The organism is Paraburkholderia sp. WS6 (assembly GCF_030464835.1).
Taxonomy (GTDB): domain Bacteria; phylum Pseudomonadota; class Gammaproteobacteria; order Burkholderiales; family Burkholderiaceae; genus Paraburkholderia; species Paraburkholderia madseniana.
In genome coordinates, this window is sequence record NZ_JALQCK010000012.1 from 36,433 (window position 1) to 56,574 (window position 20,142).

A 20,142-nucleotide genomic window follows, 5' to 3' on the forward strand; every position below is an offset into this window, starting at 1 on the left:
TTGACGCAATAAGCATTTGCGGACTGCGCGCCCGGCATTGAAAATCCGCAGTGGAATTGGCGCGCCTCAAAAGAAATCCTCATCGATGAGATCGAAAGGTACTCACGATAAGATAGTCGGTCATTCGGCATCAGCCAAATAGAAACGCATTGATCGTTTGCCCATTCATCCTTTGCCACTCGCCATGAACGTGCCTGAACTGACCGAAGACGAAAACCTTGGCCTTTACCAACGTGCGACAGAAAACGGCGCGGAATGGTGGCGCGTCAGCGTGGCGGACCGGCCGGAAAACTATCGGCTCGAACATGGCGTCGATGACGGCAACGGCACCGGATCGGTCGATATCGATCTGGTGGTCGATGCGGAAAACCTGCGCGCGAAGCTGAAGAAGTGGCGCCGCGAAGGCTTTGCGATTGATACGCCCGATGCCGCGGACGAAGCAGGCGCGGCAGAACGGGTGGCCTTCATGGCGGAGTTGCAGCGCGTTGCGGCGCTGGCCTCGGCGGCGAAGCGCCATCTGCAGGTGGAGGGTGAGGGCGAAACCGTGCGCATCGGTCGTGTCGACGTGCCCTGCGGGGTCGACAATCCGCTCGTGCCGCGCATCAATCCGGCCTATCTATTTTCCGAGCGCTTTAACGACATCGTCGAAGATATCGTGGAGAACCGACGCGTCATGCTGATCGGTCACACCGGCGCGGGCAAGACTAGCCTGATCGAACAGGTCGCCGCGCGCTCGCATCACGGCGTGTTGCGCTCGGACATGAACGGGCAAACTACCGTCGGCGATTTTGTCGGCTTCTGGACCGTCAAGGGCGGCGAGACGATCTGGGTGGACGGCGTGCTGCCCACGGCGATGCGCGAAGGCCTTTGGCTGATCGTCGATGAAATCGATTTCGCCGAACCGTCGATTCTCGCCGCCCTCACCGCCGTGCTCGAACCGCACGGTCGTCTCGTGCTGAAAGAGAAAGGCAATGAGATCGTCGCGCCGCATCCCGCGTTCCGGCTGTTCGCTACCGCGAATGCGGTCGGTGCAATGAGCCAGTTCCGTCATCTGTATCAGGGTGCGAATCTGATGAACGAGGCGTTTCTCGATCGCTGGCGCGTCTACATGCTGGACTACCTGACGCCCGCCGAGGAAGCCGACGTGCTGATGCGCACCCTCGCCCCGCATATGACACACGCGCTCGCCACCACCCTCGCCGCGATTGCCGCCGACTGCCGCGCGGCGTTCGCTCGCGAAGACCTGTCGAGCGCATTCTCCACGCGGCGCCTGCTCGACTGGGCCGAGCTGATGCTGCGCACCGGCGAACCCGAACGCGCCGCCGGTCCTGCGATCTATGCGAAGGTTAACCCCGAAGACGCAGCGCTGATTCGCGGCATCGTTCGCCATCACATTGCGCCGGCTGCCTGACGGTCAGTGACCACGACACGCGCCATGAACGCCATGCACGCAATGCGCGACACGCGAGGCTTCGCGTTTGAATCGACGCTCAGCAAAGTGGCGCGCGTGCTGACCGGGCAATACGGCGTGACGGTCGCCTTCAGTCCGGATGGGCCCCGCGTGGAGCCCGGCCGCATCGTGATTCCCGATTACGAGTTGAGCGGCGGCGTCGAGCGCGACGTGCTGATCGGCTATCTGGATCTGCTGGTGGCACGCGCCAAACATTCGTCACTCGCACAGATGGACGCGCTGCCGCCGGGCGTGGCGGCGAATCTCGCGCAGGTGATCGAGGATCGCCGCGTTTCTTCGCAACTGCTCGACGAGTATCCGGGCGCACGCTGGTTCATCGGTAAACTGCGAGCGCATGCCGCTGAGCAGGCGCGGCAACGCTGGCCGAAGCTGCATTGGCGCGACCGGCTGGTCTGGCTGGTGGAGCGCGCGCTGTGGGACGAGCAACCGACCCGGACCGAAGCGAGCCATTCCCTGCTGGCCGCGCTGCACGCCGCCCAGGATCTGCTGGACGAGTCGCGCAGAAGCCGTTCGACCGCGCATAGCATCGCGGCAGCGCAGGCCCTGGTGGCGCGCGTGCGGGCTTTGTCGGCGGGCGATGTCAACAGCATGGTGTTCACCGCGGATCCGGTTGAAGACATCGACACGGAAACCGCCGCGTCTTCCTCGGCGCCACTCGACGATGACGACACGGCCCTCCCCGACCAGGACAATGCAGCCTCACCGCCGTCAGATAAAAGCGGTGGCGCGCAAGCGGAAAATGCGGTGGGCATGGGGCAATCGCTAGCCGATGCACAGCAAGCGTCGGCCCGTTCCGATGGAGAAGCCGGTACGCTTTCAGACGCCGCTCGCACGCGGCTCTCGATTCCGCTCGCCACCGAATTCGACGAGATCACCGACGTCACCGGTCAAGGCGACAGCGCGACATGGCGCGAGCTTCGCGCGCAAGCCCGAGCGGACACCGCGCCGCTCAAGGAGAAACTGGAGCGTGCGCTGAGCGCCGACGAACGCATCCGTTGGCGTCGCGAACAGGAACGCGGAGAGATCGACCGCACCTCGCTCGCCAAACTGGCGACCTCGCCCGGTTACCGCACGCCGTTTCGCACGCAGCGGGCAGCCAAAGGGCGCGACGTCGCGGTGACCTTGCTGATCGATCGCAGCGGTTCGATGGCCGGGCGCAAGATCGAGCTCGCGCGCCTGTGCGCGACCGCGCTGTGCGATGCGCTGACGCAGTTGTCGTTCGACTGCGAAGTGCTTGGCTATTGCTCGCTCGAGTCCGCGCCGATGAAGCAACTGTATGAGCGACAACTGGCGGCCGGCGCGGATTTGCAGCGCTATAACCGCTTTGTCGAGCGACTCGATCTGAAAGTTTACAAACGCTTTGGTGCGACGGATCTGAGCGGGATCGCCACGATCGATTGCGGCCACGAAAATCCTGACGGCGAGGCGCTCGCTTGGGCCGCGACGCGGCTCGCGGATCATCAGGCCGAGCGACGCATCCTGATCGTGTTCTCCGACGGCTATCCGTCGACCGGCGACGGTGACCCGCAGGTACTGCGCCACGATCTGCGCGAACGCGTCGCGGCGATCCAGAAGCGCGGCATCGAACTGCTGGGAATCGGCGTGCTGACCGATGCGGTCGAGGACTTCTATCCACACAATGTGGTGGTGAGCCGCCTTGCCGAATTGCCGTCGACGGTGTTCTCGGTGTTGAGTTCGATGCTGCTGACGCGCTAGTGTCGCGAGTTAGAAGTTACTGAGCGAGTGCCATGGTCTTCGAAATGGCGGTGATCACCGCAGGCCTCGCAGAGACATCCGAAAACCACCGAGCGACATTTGGCGTCTGCTCAAGGCTCGCGCCGACCGACTCGTGCCGCCAGATCCAGCCAAAGTGCGCGATATCCGCGATCGAGAACTCGCGACCGGCAACGAACTTGCCCCGCTCCAGCGCACGTTCAAGTACACCCAACGTGCGGTTGACCTCGGCCAGCGCCCGCGCTGCTGCTTCCGGTGCCGCAGATGCCTGGAGCTTCACCAGGAAGGCCTGCAGGAACGCTGGGCTCAGCCCGGAGGCATGAAAGAATAGTTGTTCGAATACCAGGGCGCGCTCGACGCCTGCCTTGGGAAGCAATTTTCCAGTCGCCTCGGCGAGATAGACCAGTATGGCGGCCGACTCGCTCAGCGCAATGTCAGCTCCACCCAGGATAGCTTGATCCACCAGGACAGGGACCTTGGCATTTGCGTTCATGGCCTTGAAGGCATCCGACTTCTGTTCACCCTTGCGCAGGTTGACCGGCACGAGTTCATAGGGGACGCCCATTTCTTCGAGGGCGATCGGTACCTTGACGCTGTTTGGCGTTGCGTACGCATGTACTTTGACCATTTGAAAGTTCCTTTGATTTGAATTGTTTCCTGGCATGCCACCCGTTGAGCGCAACCCTCGCTGCGTCGCGATCAAACACCACGTGAGCGTTGCCAGGGTTAGGTCGGAAGAGCGTCGAGGAAGACGTAGAGTGCTGCAATCTTGCCGTCACGAACGATGATCACGTCGATGCCGGTGTAGTCCGGCGCTTCGCCGGGCGCGCCTGAACTCCATGCGAGACGCCCGGCGTTGTGCAGAGTCTGTGGCTCGCCAACAGGCGTGTAGACGAAGTGAGGGTGCGTCGCGCGCAGCTCCCCCGCAAACTTGTCGAGTGCGTCATGGCCGAGGAAGATGCCCGGCGGAACGTAGAGCGCACAGTCGTCGGTGTACAGCTCTTTGATCGCGGCGCGACGTCGGATTGGGTCCCCTTCGCCGAATACCTCTTGAAGGTTGCGGTGGAGCAGTTCATGAGTTCGGTCAGACATAGCTATTCTCCTTGGTTCATTCTTTCGGAGAGACAATCTTGCGGCGAAGCGCGATAATGCGAAATAGAAATGTTTGAAATCAATCGTTGCAGGATTGTCGATGTCAAAACTACCGGACTTCGAAGGGATCGCGATGTTCGCCAAGGTTGCCGAGGAGCGATCATTCGCGGGCGCAGCGAGAGCAATGGGGGTATCCGTGGCCACCGTTTCGCGGGCGGTCACCCGGCTGGAAGAGCGCCTGGGCGGCACCCTGTTCAATCGAACATCTCGTCGCCTTGCCTTGACCGACTACGGTCACATGATGGCTGAGCGCGCATCCAGGATCTACGCTGACGCCGAGGACGCGGAGAACTTCGCCCGTGAAACCTCCAGCCGGCCGCGAGGGCTCGTCAAGCTTGCCGCGCCCCTTTCCTTCGGTGCCCGCTGGGTCGCGCCCCTTCTGCCAGAGTTTTTCCGAACCTACCCTGAAATCGCTGTCGATCTTCACTTAACCGATGCCCACGCCGACCTGATCGGAGATGGCTTTGACGCCGCGCTTCGGATCGCGATCCTGGAAGACTCGTCCCTCGTTGCGCGCCTTATCGTGCCGGTGCGCCGCTTTGTCGTTGCGTCTCCGGGCTACCTCGCCCGATACGGCCGGCCGCAGCACCCTGAGGATTTGAGAGCCCACCAATGCCTCACCTATGCGAACAGATCCAGGCGTGACGTTTGGCGATTCACGAATGAGGCCGGCGAGGAATGCTCTGTTACCCCTACGGGTCCGCTGCGCGGGACGAGCGTCGAGGCGCTTCTGCCCACAGCCCTCGAAGGCTTCGCGATCACCGAACTCCCTGAGTTCGTCGCCACACAGTATTTCCGCGACAAGCAGCTTGAACCGATACTCACCGACTGGCGCCTGCCTGAGGGCGGTCTCTACTTCGTGACGCCGACGGCCCGCGCCCGTCCCGCCAAGGTGGGCGCGTTGGCAGACTTCCTCATTGCCAGGCTAACTGTCGCGCAATGGAGCGCCGAAGCAATGATGGCGTGGAAGCCACCGAAGCAACGCAGGAAGTAAGCCGTGAGTTGCTCGCGCTCGCTCTCAGTCGACACCCGTTGCGCCGTGGGTCGTGCACACGACGAGGCGGCCCATATTAGTTGAACGAACTTCCAACTCCCGACACCAGCGCATCAAAGCGCGCCTACGCTAGTTGCGGCTTGAACGGATACTGATCGATCTCTCCGCCCCGCGCGACCACGGCCGTGCTCTCCGGAATCTCCTCCCACCAGCCAGGCAAATCCGACAGTGGCTCAGACAACACGAGGAACGCGTCTTCGCCCGCCGTCGCGATGCGCGGGTCGTCCGGATACAGATCGTGCAGATGCCGGAACGAGGTGCTGTGAAAGAGCGAGCGCGACTGCCCTTCGCTCGAATAGCGAACCGCGACGATCTGCTCGCCGTCAGTGGCGCATACGGTCATGTTCAGCGGCTCATCGACACCGTGCTTGCGCCCGACGTCCTCGACAAAACCGACCATCCGCTCGAGCGCGGTAACCGGCGCGAGTTCGAGGCCGAAAGTCAGCGCCAGCAAAAACAACACCTCGGAATCCGTCGAACCTTCGATTGACGGGAACAACTCGGGGTCGATCGCCAGCATCAGATCGCGGCGTACCAACGGAAAGTTACGCACCAGCCCGTTATGCATGAAGAGCCACCGCCCGTAACGGAACGGATGACAGTTGGTTTCCTGCGATGGCGTGCCGGTGGCCGCACGGATGTGCGCGACGAACAGCGGCGCGCGGATCGCTCGCGCGGCCTCGCGCAGATTGCGGTCGCTCCAGGCAGGCTGGATGCAGCGGTAGCGAAACGGGATGTCGGTGGGATGACCGTACCAGCCGATGCCGAAGCCGTCGCCGTTCGTGGTGGTCTGGCCGAGCCGCGAATGCAGGCTCTGGTCGATCAGGGAGTGTTTGGCGTTGAACAGCACCGTTTCGGGTTGCAGCGCGTTACCGGTATAAGCGAGCCAGCGGCACATGAGTTCTCCTCCGGTTGCGACGAAATGCGACGAGATGTCTGACGAACCACGCGCGAGCCTCGACCAGGCGCGCGTGCCGCCAATCGCTATTTGACCACGGGTTGCATCTGGGCGATCGGTATCAGGAACTCCGAAAAACCGGTCAGGATAATCTGCACGCCGATGCACAGCAGCAGGAACGACGAGACGCGCATCGCAACCTTGGTGCCGTCCACGCCGAGATACTTGGCGAACACCACCGCCCGGCTGTAGATCAGATACACGGTGGCCGCCACCAGAAGCGTGATCACCACCGACGCGATGCTCGACAGCACGAACGCCGAGAGTTTATGCGTGCGGTTCGCGGTCAGCGCGACCGCGGTGGCGATCGAACCCGGCCCGGTGGTGAGTGGAATGGTGAGCGGGAAGAACGCTTTCGACGTGGCGTTATCCGCGTCCACACGCTTGACCGCCGGCTGCTCGGCCGGCTGCGTGTCGGGCGCGTTGAGCATCTGCCAGCCGCCGACGGCGACCGCGAGGCCCCCGCCGATGCGCAATGCCTCCATGGAGATGCCGAAGAAATGAAGAATCGGGGTGCCGACAAAGAAGGCGACAAGCAACACGCACATAACGTTGAAGGCGATTTTCTTGGCGAGCGCCGTGCGGTCTTCCGTGGTGAGCGATGCTGTCCGGTCGAGAAAGACGAACGCCATGCCGATTGGGTTGATGATGCTGATCAGCCCGGTAAAGCCAAAGAGGATGTCCGAGATCAGACTTTCGACCATATGCGATCCGTTTCGGGCAGCGGCGCGGGCGGACTGATCGACTGACTGCCCACCGGCGCGCCACGCCAGGTTGAAGTGCCGGACGCCTTCGGGCGGTCCAGATTGATGCTCGCGTTGCGTGGGTCAGATGATATCGCGGCGCGGAACGCAGATTGGCAAAAAACGGGGCGATGCACACAGCGCGCGGCGCTGCACCGCAGCAGACGAGCGCCGAAAGATGCGCGCACAACTTTCGGAAAGCCTACACTTTTTTGACTTACTTTACGTAACCGAAGCATCAGGCATACAGTCCCCAGCGAAGCCGCACTTTCAACGAGACGTACTTACCGGTTCGAGGAGCTGCCCCCATGTTGCTTCGTGTACTCGCCGCGCTGCCGTTCATCGGCATTCTGCTCGGCGTCCCGTTTGTGAATCGTGTCGAGCCGCTGGTGCTCGGCATGCCGTTCGTGCTGGCCTGGATCGTCATGTGGGTGGTGCTCAGTTCGATCATCATGGCGATCATCTACCGTCTGGACCCGAGCAACCGGCAGCTTGCAACTGATGCCGAGGAGGTCCGATCATGAGCGCACTCGTCATCATTGCAGCCATTACGCTGTTTGCGCTGTACCTGGGCGTGCGCGCGCGGCGCGGCCACGACATGAGTCTCGAACAGTGGACCGTGGGGGGCCGCAGTTTCGGCACTGCGTTCGTGTTCCTGCTGATGGCGGGCGAAATCTACACTACCTTCACGTTCCTCGGCGGCAGTGGTTTTGCTTATGGCAAAGGCGCGCCGGTCTACTACATTCTTGCCTACGGCACGCTGGCGTACATCCTCTCGTACTGGATGCTGCCGCCCATCTGGCGCTACGCGAAGAATCACCATCTCGTCTCGCAGCCGCACTTCTTCTCGCGCAAGTACGACAGCCCGGCGCTCGGCACACTGGTTGCGCTGGTCGGCGTGGCCGCGCTCATTCCGTACCTCGTGCTGCAACTCAAGGGCCTCGGCATCATCGTGGCGACTGCCTCGTATGGCGCGATTTCGTCGACGGCCGCCATCTGGATCGGCGCCGCGGTGGTGACGTCTTACGTGACCATCTCCGGCGTGCGCGGCTCCGCGTGGAATTCGGTGGTGAAAGATACGCTGATTCTGGCGATCGTGCTGTTCCTCGGCACCTATCTGCCGTTGCACTACTACGGCGGCTTCGGCGAGATGTTCCACGCCATCGACGCCGCGCGCCCGGGCTTCCTGACCTTCCCGGCGAAGGGTTCGAGCGTGACCTGGTTCCAGTCGACCGTGCTCCTGACCGCGCTGGGCTTCTTCATGTGGCCGCACACGTTCGGCTCGATTTTTACGGCGAAGGACGAGCGCATTTTCCGGCGCAACGCGATGGTGCTGCCGCTGTACCAGTTGATTCTGCTGTTCGTGTTCTTCGTGGGCTTTGCGGCGACGCTGAAGGTGCCGGGCCTGAAGGGTGGCGACATAGACCTGTCGCTGTTCCGTTTGTCGTTGCAGACTTTTGACCCGTGGTTCGTCGGCGTAATCGGCGCGGCCGGGATTCTGACGGCGCTGGTGCCGGGCTCGATGATCCTGACATCGGCGTCCACGCTGCTCGCCAACGACGTGTATCGCGGCATGGTGAGCCGCAAGGCGTCGGACGCGACGGTGGCCAAGCTCGCACGCTTCCTGGTGCCGGTGGTGGCGCTGGTGGCGGTGGGTTTTACGCTGCATGGCGGCGAGACGATCGTGGCGTTGCTGCTGATGGGCTACAGCTTCGTGACCCAACTGTTTCCGGCGGTGATCTGCAGTTTGCTGCCGCACAACCGGGCGACCAAGTACGGCGCGTTTTGCGGGATTCTTGCGGGCGTCGCGGTCGTCACGCTGACGACGACCATGCATCTGAGTATCGGGCAGTTGATGCCGTTTTTGCCTGACGCGTTGAAGGACGTCAATATCGGCTTCCTGGCGTTGGCCGTGAACGTGATTGTTTTTGCCGTGGTGAGCGCTGTGACGCAGCCGCGGTCGGTCGAGCAGACTCACGCGCCGGTGCATTGAGCGTTTCTTCGCATCTTTCTGCATAGCGGTTGAAGGGGTTGGTCGCTTAAGGCGCCAACCCCTTTTTTCGCGAATCGCGCTAGACTTCGCCCGAATTGAAGTCGATCGAATCGAATGAGTATGCGGAGCGGATGAATGGACTATCGTCTTTACTACTCGCCGGGCGCGGCAAGCATGGCCGTTCACTGGATGATGATTGAAATGGGCATCCCGTTCGATGTCCATCTTGTCGACATCGACGCCGGCAATCAGCGAAACCCTGACTATCTGCGGCTGAATCCCTCGGGCCGTGTTCCCACGCTGGTGGTCGACGGAACGCCGCGCCACGAGTCGGCCGCGTTGCTGATGCTGCTCGCCGAGCGGCATCCTGAAGCCGCCCTCGCGCCGGCTCCGGGTTCCGCCGACCGGGCCGCGTGGCTGGAACTGATGATCTATCTGGCCAACACGCTGCTGCCCGCCATGCGCGACTGGTTTTACGCGGACGTCGACGGCGATCCGGCGGGCGCCGAAGCGGTTCAAGCACTCGCGCGGCGACGCATCGAAGAAGCCTGTGACCGCCTTAACGCCGATCTCGCCGACGGACGTGACTATCTGGTCGGCGGCAAGCTCAGCACGGCCGATTTCCTCGCCGTCATGCTGATGCGCTGGACACGCAACATGCCACGCCCCGCGCTCGGCTGGCCGCATCTCACGCGCTATATCCGCGGGCTGCGGGCTCTGCCCTCGTTCATTGAATTGAATGCGCGAGAGGGGCTTACCGAATGGCGCAACCAGGATGATTGATGCGCGCGCAACTAATTTTCGCTCGTCGGCGGTTGGCGTGACCGCCTGGTTGTGAACAACGTCAGTTAGTTCGAGTTCGCGCGCGTGCCGACGATCACGATGCCGCGTGAAAGTCCGCTCACGTTGTCGACCGCTTGCGCCCCTGCATACAGTTGCGTGACCGGTACCCAGACGGCCGGATACTTGTAGCGCGCCACATCGAGAAGCAACGCGCTGTCGCTCGCCGCGTCGTATGCGGCAAGTGGCGACCAATGGCCGCCCCCTGCTTCGCCTATCTCCACCCGCCTGAAGTTCAATAACGCAAAGCGGTCGCTATGGCCCGTCGTGTCACGAATCAGATCGCGAAACTGACCGAGCGTCAGGTCGCCGGCATGGAAGCTCCTCACCTCGACAGGAAATGCGCTTAGGACCGTGCTGAGCTGGTCGAGCGTCATGCCCTCCTTCGATACTCGCGCGGCGTTGGCCACCTGCGGATCGACGCTGCGAAAAAAATCCTCTTGCGAGAAGAATGGGAAATCCGGGTACTGCGTCGACTCGGGACGGCGAATGCCCAATGCATTGAGCGCCATCACCGAAGTCGCGACCGAACAGTAGGCTTCGTTGCGCTGCGTTTCGAAGTACTGCGAAAGCGGCCAGTACGACTGGTTATTGGCGTTGGCCATCAAGCGCTTCTGGCCAACTGGCTGCGTCAGCGCGATCAGGTTCGGTGGAACGGGCAGCGGCCCGTCGGCTGCGCGCGCCGTGCCCGATGCGGGGGCTTGATGCGTATCTTGATGCGAGGTTTGATCCGTGGCTTGATTTGCAGCCGGTGGCAGCGACGCGCATGCCGCCAGTGTCGCCGTCAGCACAACAACAATCCACTCAGGCCGGCTTACGCGCTGCATGGCGCGCATCAACGAATATCTGGACATTAACCCTTCCGCTGCGGATGACTTGGGAACGACTTCGGCCAAGCCGACGCATTTCATCCCGCATCGGCGAACCCCGATTTTTTAACACGAAACAGCTCGGCGTGTGAATGTGCGGCCCGGAAGCCGGCGAACTGAACCGCGTCCGTTCGATCTGATAATATATACCCCCCTAGGGTATTTTAGGGAGCATTCATGGGCCACACGATTCGGGAAAAACAGAAGCTTCTCAACCGCGTTCGCCGCATCAAGGGGCAGATCGAGGCCATAGAACGCGCACTCGAAGACGAGCGCGGCTGCGCCGACGTTCTCCAGCAGATCACCAGTTGCCGCGGCGCAATGAATGGTCTGTTGGCGGTCGTGCTCGAGGACCACATCAGAAATCACCTGGTGGATGCACATACTGACGAGGACCCCGTCGGCAGCGCCACCGAACAACTCATCGAAGTTGTTCACAGCTATTTCAAGTAAACCGGAGCAGGACATGAGTGACTTTAGAAACGCCGCCTTAGGCGCGGGACACGATCATATTTTTCTGGGCGCCGCCCATGAAAAGAACGAACGCAGAACATGGGCGGTGATCGCTTTGTGTACCGTGATGATGGTTGCCGAAATCGTCGGCGGCAGCCTGTTCGGTTCGTTGGCGCTCGTGGCGGATGGCCTGCATATGTCGACGCACGCGGGGGCGATGCTGATCGCGGCGCTCGCTTATACGTACGCGCGCAAGCACGCGAGCGACTCACGCTTTGTATTCGGTACTGGCAAGCTGGGCGACCTCGCGGGATTCACGAGCGCTATTGCGCTGGCCATGATTGCGCTGCTGATCGGTTACGAAGCTGTGTCGCGCTTTCTCTCGCCGGTACCCATCCATTTCAGTGAAGCGATTCCGATTGCAGTGGCCGGTCTGCTGGTAAATCTGGCAAGCGTGTGGCTGCTGCGTGGCGATCATCACGGACACAGCCATGGGCATGGTCATGGGCACAGACATCATGGTGACGAGCATGAAGAACACGCTCACGGGCACGAGGATCACGCGCACGAGGATCACGATCACGCAGAGGGTCACGCCCACGACGCTCACGACAATCACGCTCACGCGGCCCATCGCGATGCCGAAAGCGCGGCCCAACGGGATCACAACATCCGCTCGGCCTACATTCACGTGATCGCGGATGCCGCGGTCTCGGTACTGGCCATCATCGGCCTCGTTCTCGCGCGTGAATTCGGCTGGCTCTGGATGGACCCGCTCGCCGGCATCATCGGCGCGCTGGTGATTGCAAACTGGTCATACGGACTGATGCGCGACACGGGTGCGATTCTGCTCGATATCAACCCCGACCAGCGCATGACGGAAAACGTGCGCCACGCCATCGAAGATAACGGCGACAAGGTGCTCGACCTGCACGTCTGGCGCGTAGGCCCCGGTCATATGAGTGCGGTAATATCCGTCGCGACCCGGGAAACGCGCCATGACTCGCGTTTCTATCATGCGTTGCTGAAACGCTTTAACGGACTGTCGCACGTCACTGTCGAAGTCAACCCAACGGAACAGATCGCCTGAAGATGGCAATTCAATCACCCTGCATCGACATTTGCAAAATCGACGGCAAAACAGGCTTCTGCATCGGATGCCTGCGCACCCGGGACGAGATTCGCGAGTGGAAAAACATGACCGACTACCGGCGCCATCAGGTTATCAATGACGCCTCGCGCCGCAAGGCCAAGGTAAAACCGGAGGTACCGGAGACGCCGGAGACGCAAACGTCTTAGAGACGCCTGTCAGTTCGCCGGATCAGCGAACGCATAACTGTTCTTGCCACTGCGCTTGACCCGGTACATCGCCTCGTCGGCCGCAGCCACGAGGCGACGGTAATCGCCGACGAGATCCGGAAAACTGGCGATGCCGATGCTGGCGCGAACCAGCCCGACCCCCATCTCCTCGTCCGTCTGAACCACGCAGGCGATGAGCCGCCGGGCGATTTCGCCGAGCTCCGCATTCGTTGAAAATTCACGGACCAGAACGGCGAATTCGTCGCCGCCGATCCGGGCGACGACATCGACTTTACGCACCGACTCGCGAAAACGTTTCGAAACCGCGATCAGAAACTCATCGCCGACGCGGTGACCGAGCGAGTCATTGACCTGCTTGAATCCATCCAGATCGATATACAGCAAGGCAATCTTGCGCGGCCCGGTGCGCGCGGGCACTTTCGTCGCCGCCGTTTCGAGCGTGGCAAACAGCTTGCGCCGGTTCGGCAAGCCGGTCATCGCGTCGTGCAGCGCCGCCCATTCGAATTCGTGCGACTGTCCTGCCAGCAGACGATTCCGTTTGGCATACATCCCCAGCGCGGTGATCAGCATGCAGAACAGCAAGGCCGCCGACGCGATCAGCGTGCGTGCGACATGGGCAATCCGCACGCGCACATCGGCGCTGTCGGCATCGCGCTGCGCCCGCCACCAGGCCGACACGGTACCGAGCACGGCGTCGGTGTCGCGCAGATCGGCGTCGGGTGTGAGCGAAGCTGGCGGCAGACGCGGTGCCGCCGACGGGCTCGCATTCACAAGCGCCGCGAGCAACGCGAGGCGATGGGCAAGTTCGGTACGCGCGTGCCGATACCCGGCGGCACTGGCATCCGTGGCGTCGGGCAGTTGCTGCCAGACGCCGACCAGATTCCGGGCGCTTTCCGCCCGTTCGACCGCTTCGAGAACGAGCCCCGCGTATTCCTGCTTCAACTGATCGGAAAAGATCGTCCGGATTTGCAGCGCCAGGTACAGAAGGCCGATCAGCAGACAAACCAGCGCGGTGGCGGCGATCGCAGCCGGGCCCGGCCTGAAGCGGATCGCGAGAGCGCGCCCACGAGCGGCGCGAGGGGGACGCGCCCGCTCAGGGATGGGAATAGATGTCTTGCCGGCTTCCATTGTCATGCTGCCGGTAACTTACGCGACGAAAGAACGAACCCATCCGGGCGAACAGACTGTCTTTGTGCTTGGCATTTGCCGCCGAAGCAGCGCGACGATCCTGCTGCGCGAGGCGCGCGTTTCTACCTGGCCGGCCGGACGCCAACTGCTGCGGAGCAGAGTTGGATGGGGGTGCCGCGCGTTGAGCGGCAGGCGTGGAAGACGCGGCCAAACCGGCGGTTGTTGCGTCGGCCCCGCCGGTTTGGCTAACCGTATGCGCCGGGAGTCGCGTCACTGGACCAGACCAGGAGGCCAGTTTTCCGCCTTCTTCTCCGTCCGGCGCTGCCGCTGCTGCCTGCATTCGTGCTGTTGCCGGTGGATTTACTGTTGCCTGCGTGCCCGTCGTCGCCGACGCAACTGCTGTTACCTGCGCTCCCGTTGTCACCGCTTTTACTGAGGGTGCTTGCATACCGCCCGCTGTCCCCTCCGCTGCCGCTGCCGCCGTCGCCGATCGCGGCGTTGCCGCGAAAGTGGCCGATCGTGGCGGTGCAATCGATTTCGCCAACGCCGGCCCTGCAGCGGCTGATGCAGCCGTGCCGAGCGCCTGGCGCGCGCGCGCCATGGCGTCGGCATACGCTTGTTGATCGTGGTTGAACCAGACACCGTACGCGACCGTACCCACTACGCCAAAAGCCAGCGCGCTTGCCGTCGCGACACACAGGACAAGACGTCCAAATCGCACAGGCGGTGCCGCAGCCGCCGGCTCAGCGCCAGCATCGAAGCCAGTATCCGGACTCTCTACGGCAGATTTTGAAAATTCGGTATCGTTGAACATCGCAATACTCTCCGGAATCCTCACATGTCTGACACGTCGGCAGACATTGTTAATACGATTCAGCGGGGTCGATCTGGCGTTGTTGGTGGAAGAATTTATCCCGCTCGCCGGGTAGCGACAACACGGTAATGCTGCGCTTTAAACGCGCGCTTTGCGAGTCCGCTTTGCGTCGATGAGACAGGTAAAAAATTCAACGCCGCGCCTATCCACGGGCTGGGCCGCGAGCGCTTGCAGGACGCTTCCACGTGAGGGTGGAGCCAGTGATGGGGACATGCACGGCAGCTCTGCGTCAGGCAATAAACACGCCAATCTGGAGCGTGCTTATCGGCAGCGACGGCTTAAAACTCCATGCATGCCTAGTGGGGCGCAGGACGCCCCACACCCGATCCGTCACCTATTGCACGGTGATCGTTTCTTTCATATTCGGGTGGATGCCGCAAAACACCTTGTAGACGCCCGGCTTATCGAACTTGAACTGGAACGAGTCGTTCTGATCGAGCGCGGCGGAGCGGAACATGCCCGCATCGTTCACGACCGTATGCGGCTCGCCGTCGAGATTTTTCCACGTCACCGTCGAGCCGGCTTTGACCGTCAGCGCCATCGGCGAAAACATGAAGTTCTTGATCACCACGGCGCTGGGCGTTTCCGCTCGCGCAACGGAAAGTCCGGCCGATGCCGCGATGAGCGTTGTGCTCCCGAGCAGTACAAAGAACGCGCGGCGAATAGCATTGTTTTGCATAAGTGATCTCCTGCGAAAAAAATTCTGGAATCAAACGAGTGTCGTATCGGCAAGCGTCGCCTTGCGCGGATGACCCACGATCTTGATGCTGGTCACCCCTAGCATCTTGGGGAGCTGATCGCTTGCTACCGTAAGCGGCCCGGGGCCGGGACCGTTGCCGGCGGTCGGCTGCGGATAGGCTGTCGAGCGGGCGGTATGGAAAGTGATATTGCCTTCGACCTTCGACACGATCTGATGAATATGGCCGTTCAACACGGTCACCGAGCCGAAGCGCTTCAGATAGCTCATGGCCTGACCGGCATCGCCCGTGCCCCACCCCCACGGTTCGTAGATCGTCCACATCGGCATGTGGGCAAAGACGACGATCGGCGTACTGGACGAGCGGCCCTTCAGGTCATTTTCGAGCCAGGCGAGTTGGTCGTCGCCGAGACCACCCAGGCCGTTAGGCTTGAAATGCATCACGTTGACGAGTCCGACGAAGTGCACGCCGTTGTGGTCGAAGCTGTAATAGCCTTTGTTGTCCGACGCCTTGCCGAACCGGCTGAAGTATTCGGTTCCGGGGCCGTCCGTCACGTCATGCTCGCCGGGCACGGTGTGGAGTTCCGTGATATTCAGACCCGACATCAACTGCGCCGCGAGATCGAACTCCGCCGGCTTGGAAAGATGCGTGATGTCGCCCGTGTGGATGGTCAGCGCGGGCTTGACCGGCATGGCGTTGACGTAGTCGATCGTCTGTTTGAGCGTGCCCGCGACGTCCGGGTTGGCTTCTTTGTTGAAGCCGATATGCGAATCGCTGATCTGCAGGAAAAGGGGCACGCCCATGGACGTCGCGGATGATTTCGCGTCGGCCGCGAGGGCCAGTTCCACCGGTGTGAGTATGCCGCCGGCAAGAACGAACACCGTGCCTACGCCGCCGAAAGCGAGACATTTCAGGGCACCACGGCGTGACGGGTTGAATGCAGGATCGGATGAATGATGTGACGACATGTTGACCTCACGATAGGGATTCGCAGGCAAACCGCGGGATCATCCGGCGGGCCACACGACTCGGTTCATCAGGAAGACTGGCGTGCCGACGGTTTTATTCCAGGAAAAAGAAAATTTGTGCCAACTGATGAATCCAGCCGCACAGGCTTACATGTGCGGCACCTGAACAAAGGGGAAATGGGAATAGCCGCGCCGCGGCGGCGGTCATGCAGGTGAGAGCACCTGAAAGGAGTAGCAAAAATGGACATCATCGATATGGCCCGTGCCTCGGGCATGGCGGTCATCCTCGACGGCAGGATTGGCCGGGAGGAATACCAGAGCGTGTGCGGCTCGCTATCCGCGCTGCAGCGATTTGCCGAAGCGGTGCGCCAGGGTACGGTGCAACCGAGCGGACATCGGAAGCGCACCGCCGCCCCCACTCGCAGGGCGTGAGGGGCGTGAGGGGCGGAGGAACTCGAGACGGCCGGCGCGGCCGCATGCTCGACGCGGTTCGACTACGGCCTCCCATGCCGCTTTCCGAAGCATACAAATTGAAAGGAGAATAATGTGCGCCCGGAATTGTTGCCCGTTCTGCGCCGCCTGCAACTTGGATCGGGCGTGGTGCTGCTTATTTATCTGTTTTTGCACCTGGTCAATCACGCGCTCGGCATCTGGTCACTCGATCTTGCCGGGCGCGGACTCACGTTCGCCCTGTGGATCTGGCATAGCATGCCCGGCACGATCCTGCTGTACGGTGCGGCCATGCTCCATTTCGCGTTGGCTGTGCGCACGATTTACGGGCGTCGTCACTGGGCGCTCCCGCCCGAAGAATGGATCCGGTTGTGGGCCGGACTCAGCCTGCCCCTGCTGCTCATCCGGCATGCGGTAGCAACGCGCCTCGCGACGTCGTTGTATGGCTTCGAGCCGAACTACGAGCGGATCGTGATATCGCTGATCACGAGCGGCACGCAGGGTCTGCAACTTGCGCTGCTCGCGCCAGGCTGGATTCATGGCTGCCTCGGCGTGTGGTTTCGATTGCGTCACTATCCGGCGATGCAACGAGCAAGGCCCGCCCTGCTGGCCCTGCTCGTTGGTTTGCCATTGCTATCCGCCGTGGGTTTTCTGCGGATGAAGCAAGCCGTCGTGGCAATGCATGTTGTTCTCCCTGCGCCTGATTCGAAACTGCTGATGCACCAGCTTGCACTCGATACGTGGCGTCACAGTCTCGTTTCGCTTTACCTTGCCGTGATCGTCAGCGCGCTTCTAGCGGGTCTGTTGCGGAATTGGCTGGAGCGCCGACCGAGTTCGGCATGAGCGACACGAGCATTCGACCGCTTATCCAAGCGGATGCAGATGTCAGAGCATGGTAGAAAACGCTGCGCTCGCTCGATGCAGCAGACGTGCCGTGGCCCGCATCGCATGAGGATGCGGGCCACGGCCCTGCCTTTTACTACGGCCCATACAGCTACGGGCTTTCCGGGCTTATTGCCCTTGCTGCGCTTGCGGCTTCAGCTTGAACTTGCCCTGATAGCGGATCGTCGGACGCAGCGACTGTGTGGTCGGCGCGGTCATCAGCAACTGACGCGCCAGCGGCGTAGCCGTCGGGCTGAGCGAGCCAATACTGGTTGCCCGCGACGGATCCGCCAGACCATTCTTCACCAGCAGCTTGGCCTCGAGTTGCAGACTGGTCAGCAAAACCGGATCCTTCAGCGCGTTCCCCTGCGCCAGCAACTGACTCCACGCGTTGTTGCTGTAGTTCGTCACGTAGTAGTCGAGACCGCTCGGATCCGCGAGCACCGCGGAACAGCCGTTAAGGCGCACCTGCATTTGCGTGTCCTTCATCGCAATCGTCTTGCGCGATGTCAGTCCGTCGCCGTAGGCGAGCGTCAACGGAATGGTCCATTGCGTGCCGGGGTACTGGTTCTGGTTCGGGAATGGCGACTGCTTCAGCGTGACCACGGTCTGATTGGTCGTCAGATCGCACTGGGTGTCGAGCGAAAGCAAAGGCACGCCGGTTTGCCGCACGAAACTGTCACCGATCGCGACCATCGGCTCGCCGCTTGCCTTGGCCAGTTCGTCCCACAACCGCTTCGGCGTGCCGTTGCCGAGCGCATAGTCGGCCAGATACGACTGCAGCCCTTTGCGCAACACGTCCTCGCCGAGATAATTCTCCAGCATCTTCAGCACATGGCCGCCCTTGTCGTACGTAAAGGCGCTCGCGCTCAGCACGAAGTCGTTCGAGGCCCAGCCGTTGAAGTTCGGCTGCACCGGGAACGAAGTGGATTTCAGATCGGCGTTGATGACCGCATACTTGTTCTTCACGTCGTCGACCCAACTGAAGCGGTCCGGGAAGAAACGCACCTTGGTCTTGTTCTCGAAGAACGTCGCGAACGATTCGTTCAGCCACACGTCGTCCCACCAGTCGAGCGTGACCAGATCGCCGAACCACTGATGCGCGGCTTCATGCGTCAAAACCGTCACGCCATAGTCGGACATGGTGGTGCCAGGCGCCGGCAGAATATCGTCGGCGAATTCGAGAATCGCGCCCCAGTTCTCCATCCCGCCGAAGTTCAGATCCTTCTGCTCCTTGAACGCGTCGTTTGCGGCGATCGTGTCGAACTTGGTGAGCGGCAACGGAATGCCGGTATAGCGATAGTAGTAATCGAGCGCCTGCTTGGTCTGCTGCATGGCCGGTTTCGCCCAGTCGCGCATGCCGGGCGGCGTGAAGATGCGCAGATGGAGACCCTTATGGTCAGGCAGCGGGCTCGAGAAGTCGTCTTCGAGAATGTCGAACTGGCCACCACCGAAGAAGAGCAGATACGAAGGCATCGGCGGCGTCTTTTCGAACGACACCAGTTTGTAGCCGCTGTCCACATTCACGGCCGGCTTTTCCGCCGCGTTCGAGACGACGTTCCAGTTCTGCGGGACTTCCGCACTCACCTCGTAGGTGGGCCGGAAAGCCGGTTCGTCCCAACCCGGGAACCATTGCCGCGCGAGGTCCGATTCGCCTTGCGTGAGAATCGCGCCGCTCGTCGTGCCATCGGTCGACTTCAGGTCGACGCGGAACACGCCCTCCGCCGCGGAGCAACCCGGATAGGGATCGTTGCCGCAACTGCCGCCGGTTTTGGCGACCGGATCGTCGTAGGTCTTGAAGTTGATGATGCCGCTCCACTCCATGTGCAGCGAGTAGTTGCCGGCGGCGATCTGCCCGCTCACGGGCCGGAGCTGGTAGAAATCGCCGTCATCCTGCGGCGTGGCGATCAGTTGGATGTTGCCTGGCTGCAGCGTGATCGTGCCGTTCGTGAACTTGACGCGATGCCCGGCAATCGTGATCGCGTTGACGGCCTTCAGCACCTTGATCTGGACGTCCGCGCGGCCGTCGAATGAAGAGAGCGCCGGGTTCGGCCGGAACCACAGCTTGTAGTTGATCGGTGTGACCGTATCGGGCAATTCGACCGGCGGCACGCTCTTGTTGATCGATGCGTCCGCAACGATCGGCGCAGTGGGCGGCGCAAGCGCCACCTCGGAGGCGGCGGCCGGCGCCTGGGCGGACTTGCTCGAGAGCGTCGACGAGCTGTCTGAACCGCCGCAGCCCGCCAGGACCATTATTCCGGCTAACGCCAGGCACTGTATCTGCAATCGGAAATTTATACGCATAGTTAATCCTCGACTGACAAAATCGGCATAAAGAAAGTGCGATGAGTGCTTAAGCTGTGTTTCTCTGTTCTTTCAGCAAAAAAGGTCTCCCGCACTAGCGCCGGATTGCTAGCGAGAATATATGGACGTGTTACTGCCTCAGCACTTGTGGCCGATTTTCGAATTACGCCTCCTAATTATTACAATACTTTCAGAGCGACGACGTAAGCCGTTTTTTGTGCAGTTTCATGCGATCGCCTGACTGACGGGCA

General features: G+C 61.6%; 20 protein-coding genes. 11 read left to right on the forward strand and 9 right to left on the reverse strand.

Annotation, left to right across the window (positions count from 1 at the left end):
* Positions 1-184 precede the first annotated feature (184 nt).
* Complete coding sequence (locus tag M0D64_RS16510; RefSeq protein WP_266258514.1) at positions 185-1,411, forward strand: AAA family ATPase; 1,227 nt, start codon at positions 185-187, stop codon at positions 1,409-1,411.
* Positions 1,412-1,435: 24 nt separating this feature from the next.
* Positions 1,436-3,187, forward strand: a complete 1,752-nt coding sequence (locus tag M0D64_RS16515; RefSeq protein ID WP_266258515.1) for a cobalamin biosynthesis protein CobT — start codon at positions 1,436-1,438, stop codon at positions 3,185-3,187.
* A 16-nt stretch (positions 3,188-3,203) separates the two neighbouring features.
* Here M0D64_RS16515 and M0D64_RS16520 read toward each other — a convergent pair whose 3' ends face one another.
* Both M0D64_RS16520 and M0D64_RS16525 read right to left on the reverse strand, forming a co-directional pair.
* Positions 3,204-3,833: a glutathione S-transferase family protein gene (locus M0D64_RS16520; protein WP_266258516.1), complete on the reverse strand. Its 630-nt coding sequence runs from the start codon at positions 3,831-3,833 to the stop codon at positions 3,204-3,206.
* Positions 3,834-3,931: 98 nt separating this feature from the next.
* Complete coding sequence (locus tag M0D64_RS16525) at positions 3,932-4,297, reverse strand: nuclear transport factor 2 family protein (RefSeq protein ID WP_154560454.1); 366 nt, start codon at positions 4,295-4,297, stop codon at positions 3,932-3,934.
* A 100-nt stretch (positions 4,298-4,397) separates the two neighbouring features.
* On the opposite strand from M0D64_RS16525, the gene M0D64_RS16530 reads away from it, so the two are divergent.
* Positions 4,398-5,351, forward strand: coding sequence for a LysR family transcriptional regulator (locus M0D64_RS16530; RefSeq protein WP_171927101.1), 954 nt, complete (start codon positions 4,398-4,400; stop codon positions 5,349-5,351).
* Between the two features lie 124 nt (positions 5,352-5,475).
* On the opposite strand, the gene M0D64_RS16535 is transcribed toward M0D64_RS16530, so the two are convergent.
* Positions 5,476-6,309, reverse strand: coding sequence for a class II glutamine amidotransferase (locus tag M0D64_RS16535; protein WP_266258517.1), 834 nt, complete (start codon positions 6,307-6,309; stop codon positions 5,476-5,478).
* A gap of 86 nt (positions 6,310-6,395) precedes the next feature.
* On the reverse strand, positions 6,396-7,073 hold the full coding sequence (locus tag M0D64_RS16540; RefSeq protein WP_154560457.1) for a MarC family protein: 678 nt from the start codon (positions 7,071-7,073) through the stop codon (positions 6,396-6,398).
* A 347-nt stretch (positions 7,074-7,420) separates the two neighbouring features.
* Here M0D64_RS16540 and M0D64_RS16545 point away from each other — a divergent pair, with 347 nt between their 5' ends.
* From M0D64_RS16545 to M0D64_RS16555, 3 genes are all read left to right on the forward strand, one after another.
* The gene (locus M0D64_RS16545; RefSeq protein ID WP_154560458.1) at positions 7,421-7,636 is read left to right on the forward strand and encodes a DUF3311 domain-containing protein; all 216 of its coding nucleotides are present in this window, start codon (positions 7,421-7,423) and stop codon (positions 7,634-7,636) included.
* The gene (locus tag M0D64_RS16550) at positions 7,633-9,105 is read left to right on the forward strand and encodes a sodium:solute symporter (RefSeq protein WP_266258518.1); all 1,473 of its coding nucleotides are present in this window, start codon (positions 7,633-7,635) and stop codon (positions 9,103-9,105) included. The genes M0D64_RS16545 and M0D64_RS16550 overlap by 4 nt, the downstream gene beginning before the upstream one ends.
* Positions 9,106-9,240: 135 nt before the next feature.
* A complete protein-coding gene (locus M0D64_RS16555; RefSeq protein WP_266258519.1) occupies positions 9,241-9,888 on the forward strand; it encodes a glutathione S-transferase family protein in 648 nt (215 codons plus the stop codon).
* 65 nt (positions 9,889-9,953) lie between these two features.
* Here the strand turns inward: M0D64_RS16555 and M0D64_RS16560 are convergent, their stop codons facing one another.
* The gene (locus tag M0D64_RS16560) at positions 9,954-10,799 is read right to left on the reverse strand and encodes a phytochelatin synthase family protein (RefSeq protein ID WP_266239267.1); all 846 of its coding nucleotides are present in this window, start codon (positions 10,797-10,799) and stop codon (positions 9,954-9,956) included.
* A gap of 192 nt (positions 10,800-10,991) precedes the next feature.
* Between M0D64_RS16560 and M0D64_RS16565 the strand changes: the two genes are divergently transcribed.
* From M0D64_RS16565 to M0D64_RS16575, 3 genes are read left to right on the forward strand one after another with little or no spacing between them, the layout of a single operon-like run.
* The gene (locus tag M0D64_RS16565) at positions 10,992-11,267 is read left to right on the forward strand and encodes a metal/formaldehyde-sensitive transcriptional repressor (protein WP_154560462.1); all 276 of its coding nucleotides are present in this window, start codon (positions 10,992-10,994) and stop codon (positions 11,265-11,267) included.
* 13 nt (positions 11,268-11,280) lie between these two features.
* Positions 11,281-12,357 (forward strand): CDF family Co(II)/Ni(II) efflux transporter DmeF, encoded by a 1,077-nt coding sequence (dmeF, locus tag M0D64_RS16570; protein WP_266258520.1) that lies wholly within the window; start codon positions 11,281-11,283, stop codon positions 12,355-12,357.
* Positions 12,358-12,359: 2 nt separating this feature from the next.
* Entirely contained in the window at positions 12,360-12,566 is a 207-nt protein-coding gene (locus M0D64_RS16575) for a DUF1289 domain-containing protein (protein ID WP_266239265.1), read from the forward strand.
* 9 nt (positions 12,567-12,575) lie between these two features.
* Here the strand turns inward: M0D64_RS16575 and M0D64_RS16580 are convergent, their stop codons facing one another.
* The 3 genes from M0D64_RS16580 to M0D64_RS16590 all read right to left on the reverse strand — a co-directional run bounded on the left by M0D64_RS16580 (position 12,576) and on the right by M0D64_RS16590 (position 16,255).
* Positions 12,576-13,721, reverse strand: coding sequence for a GGDEF domain-containing protein (locus tag M0D64_RS16580; RefSeq protein WP_266258521.1), 1,146 nt, complete (start codon positions 13,719-13,721; stop codon positions 12,576-12,578).
* A gap of 1,202 nt (positions 13,722-14,923) precedes the next feature.
* The gene (locus tag M0D64_RS16585; RefSeq protein ID WP_171927107.1) at positions 14,924-15,268 is read right to left on the reverse strand and encodes a cupredoxin family copper-binding protein; all 345 of its coding nucleotides are present in this window, start codon (positions 15,266-15,268) and stop codon (positions 14,924-14,926) included.
* A gap of 30 nt (positions 15,269-15,298) precedes the next feature.
* A complete protein-coding gene (locus M0D64_RS16590; protein WP_154560467.1) occupies positions 15,299-16,255 on the reverse strand; it encodes a metallophosphoesterase in 957 nt (318 codons plus the stop codon).
* Positions 16,256-16,495: 240 nt separating this feature from the next.
* Here M0D64_RS16590 and M0D64_RS16595 point away from each other — a divergent pair, with 240 nt between their 5' ends.
* The gene (locus tag M0D64_RS16595) at positions 16,496-16,687 is read left to right on the forward strand and encodes a hypothetical protein (RefSeq protein WP_154560468.1); all 192 of its coding nucleotides are present in this window, start codon (positions 16,496-16,498) and stop codon (positions 16,685-16,687) included.
* A 126-nt stretch (positions 16,688-16,813) separates the two neighbouring features.
* On the forward strand, positions 16,814-17,548 hold the full coding sequence (locus tag M0D64_RS16600) for a hypothetical protein (RefSeq protein WP_266258618.1): 735 nt from the start codon (positions 16,814-16,816) through the stop codon (positions 17,546-17,548).
* Positions 17,549-17,716: 168 nt separating this feature from the next.
* Here M0D64_RS16600 and M0D64_RS16605 read toward each other — a convergent pair whose 3' ends face one another.
* On the reverse strand, positions 17,717-19,891 hold the full coding sequence (locus M0D64_RS16605; protein WP_266258522.1) for a M1 family metallopeptidase: 2,175 nt from the start codon (positions 19,889-19,891) through the stop codon (positions 17,717-17,719).
* Positions 19,892-20,142: the final 251 nt, after the last annotated feature.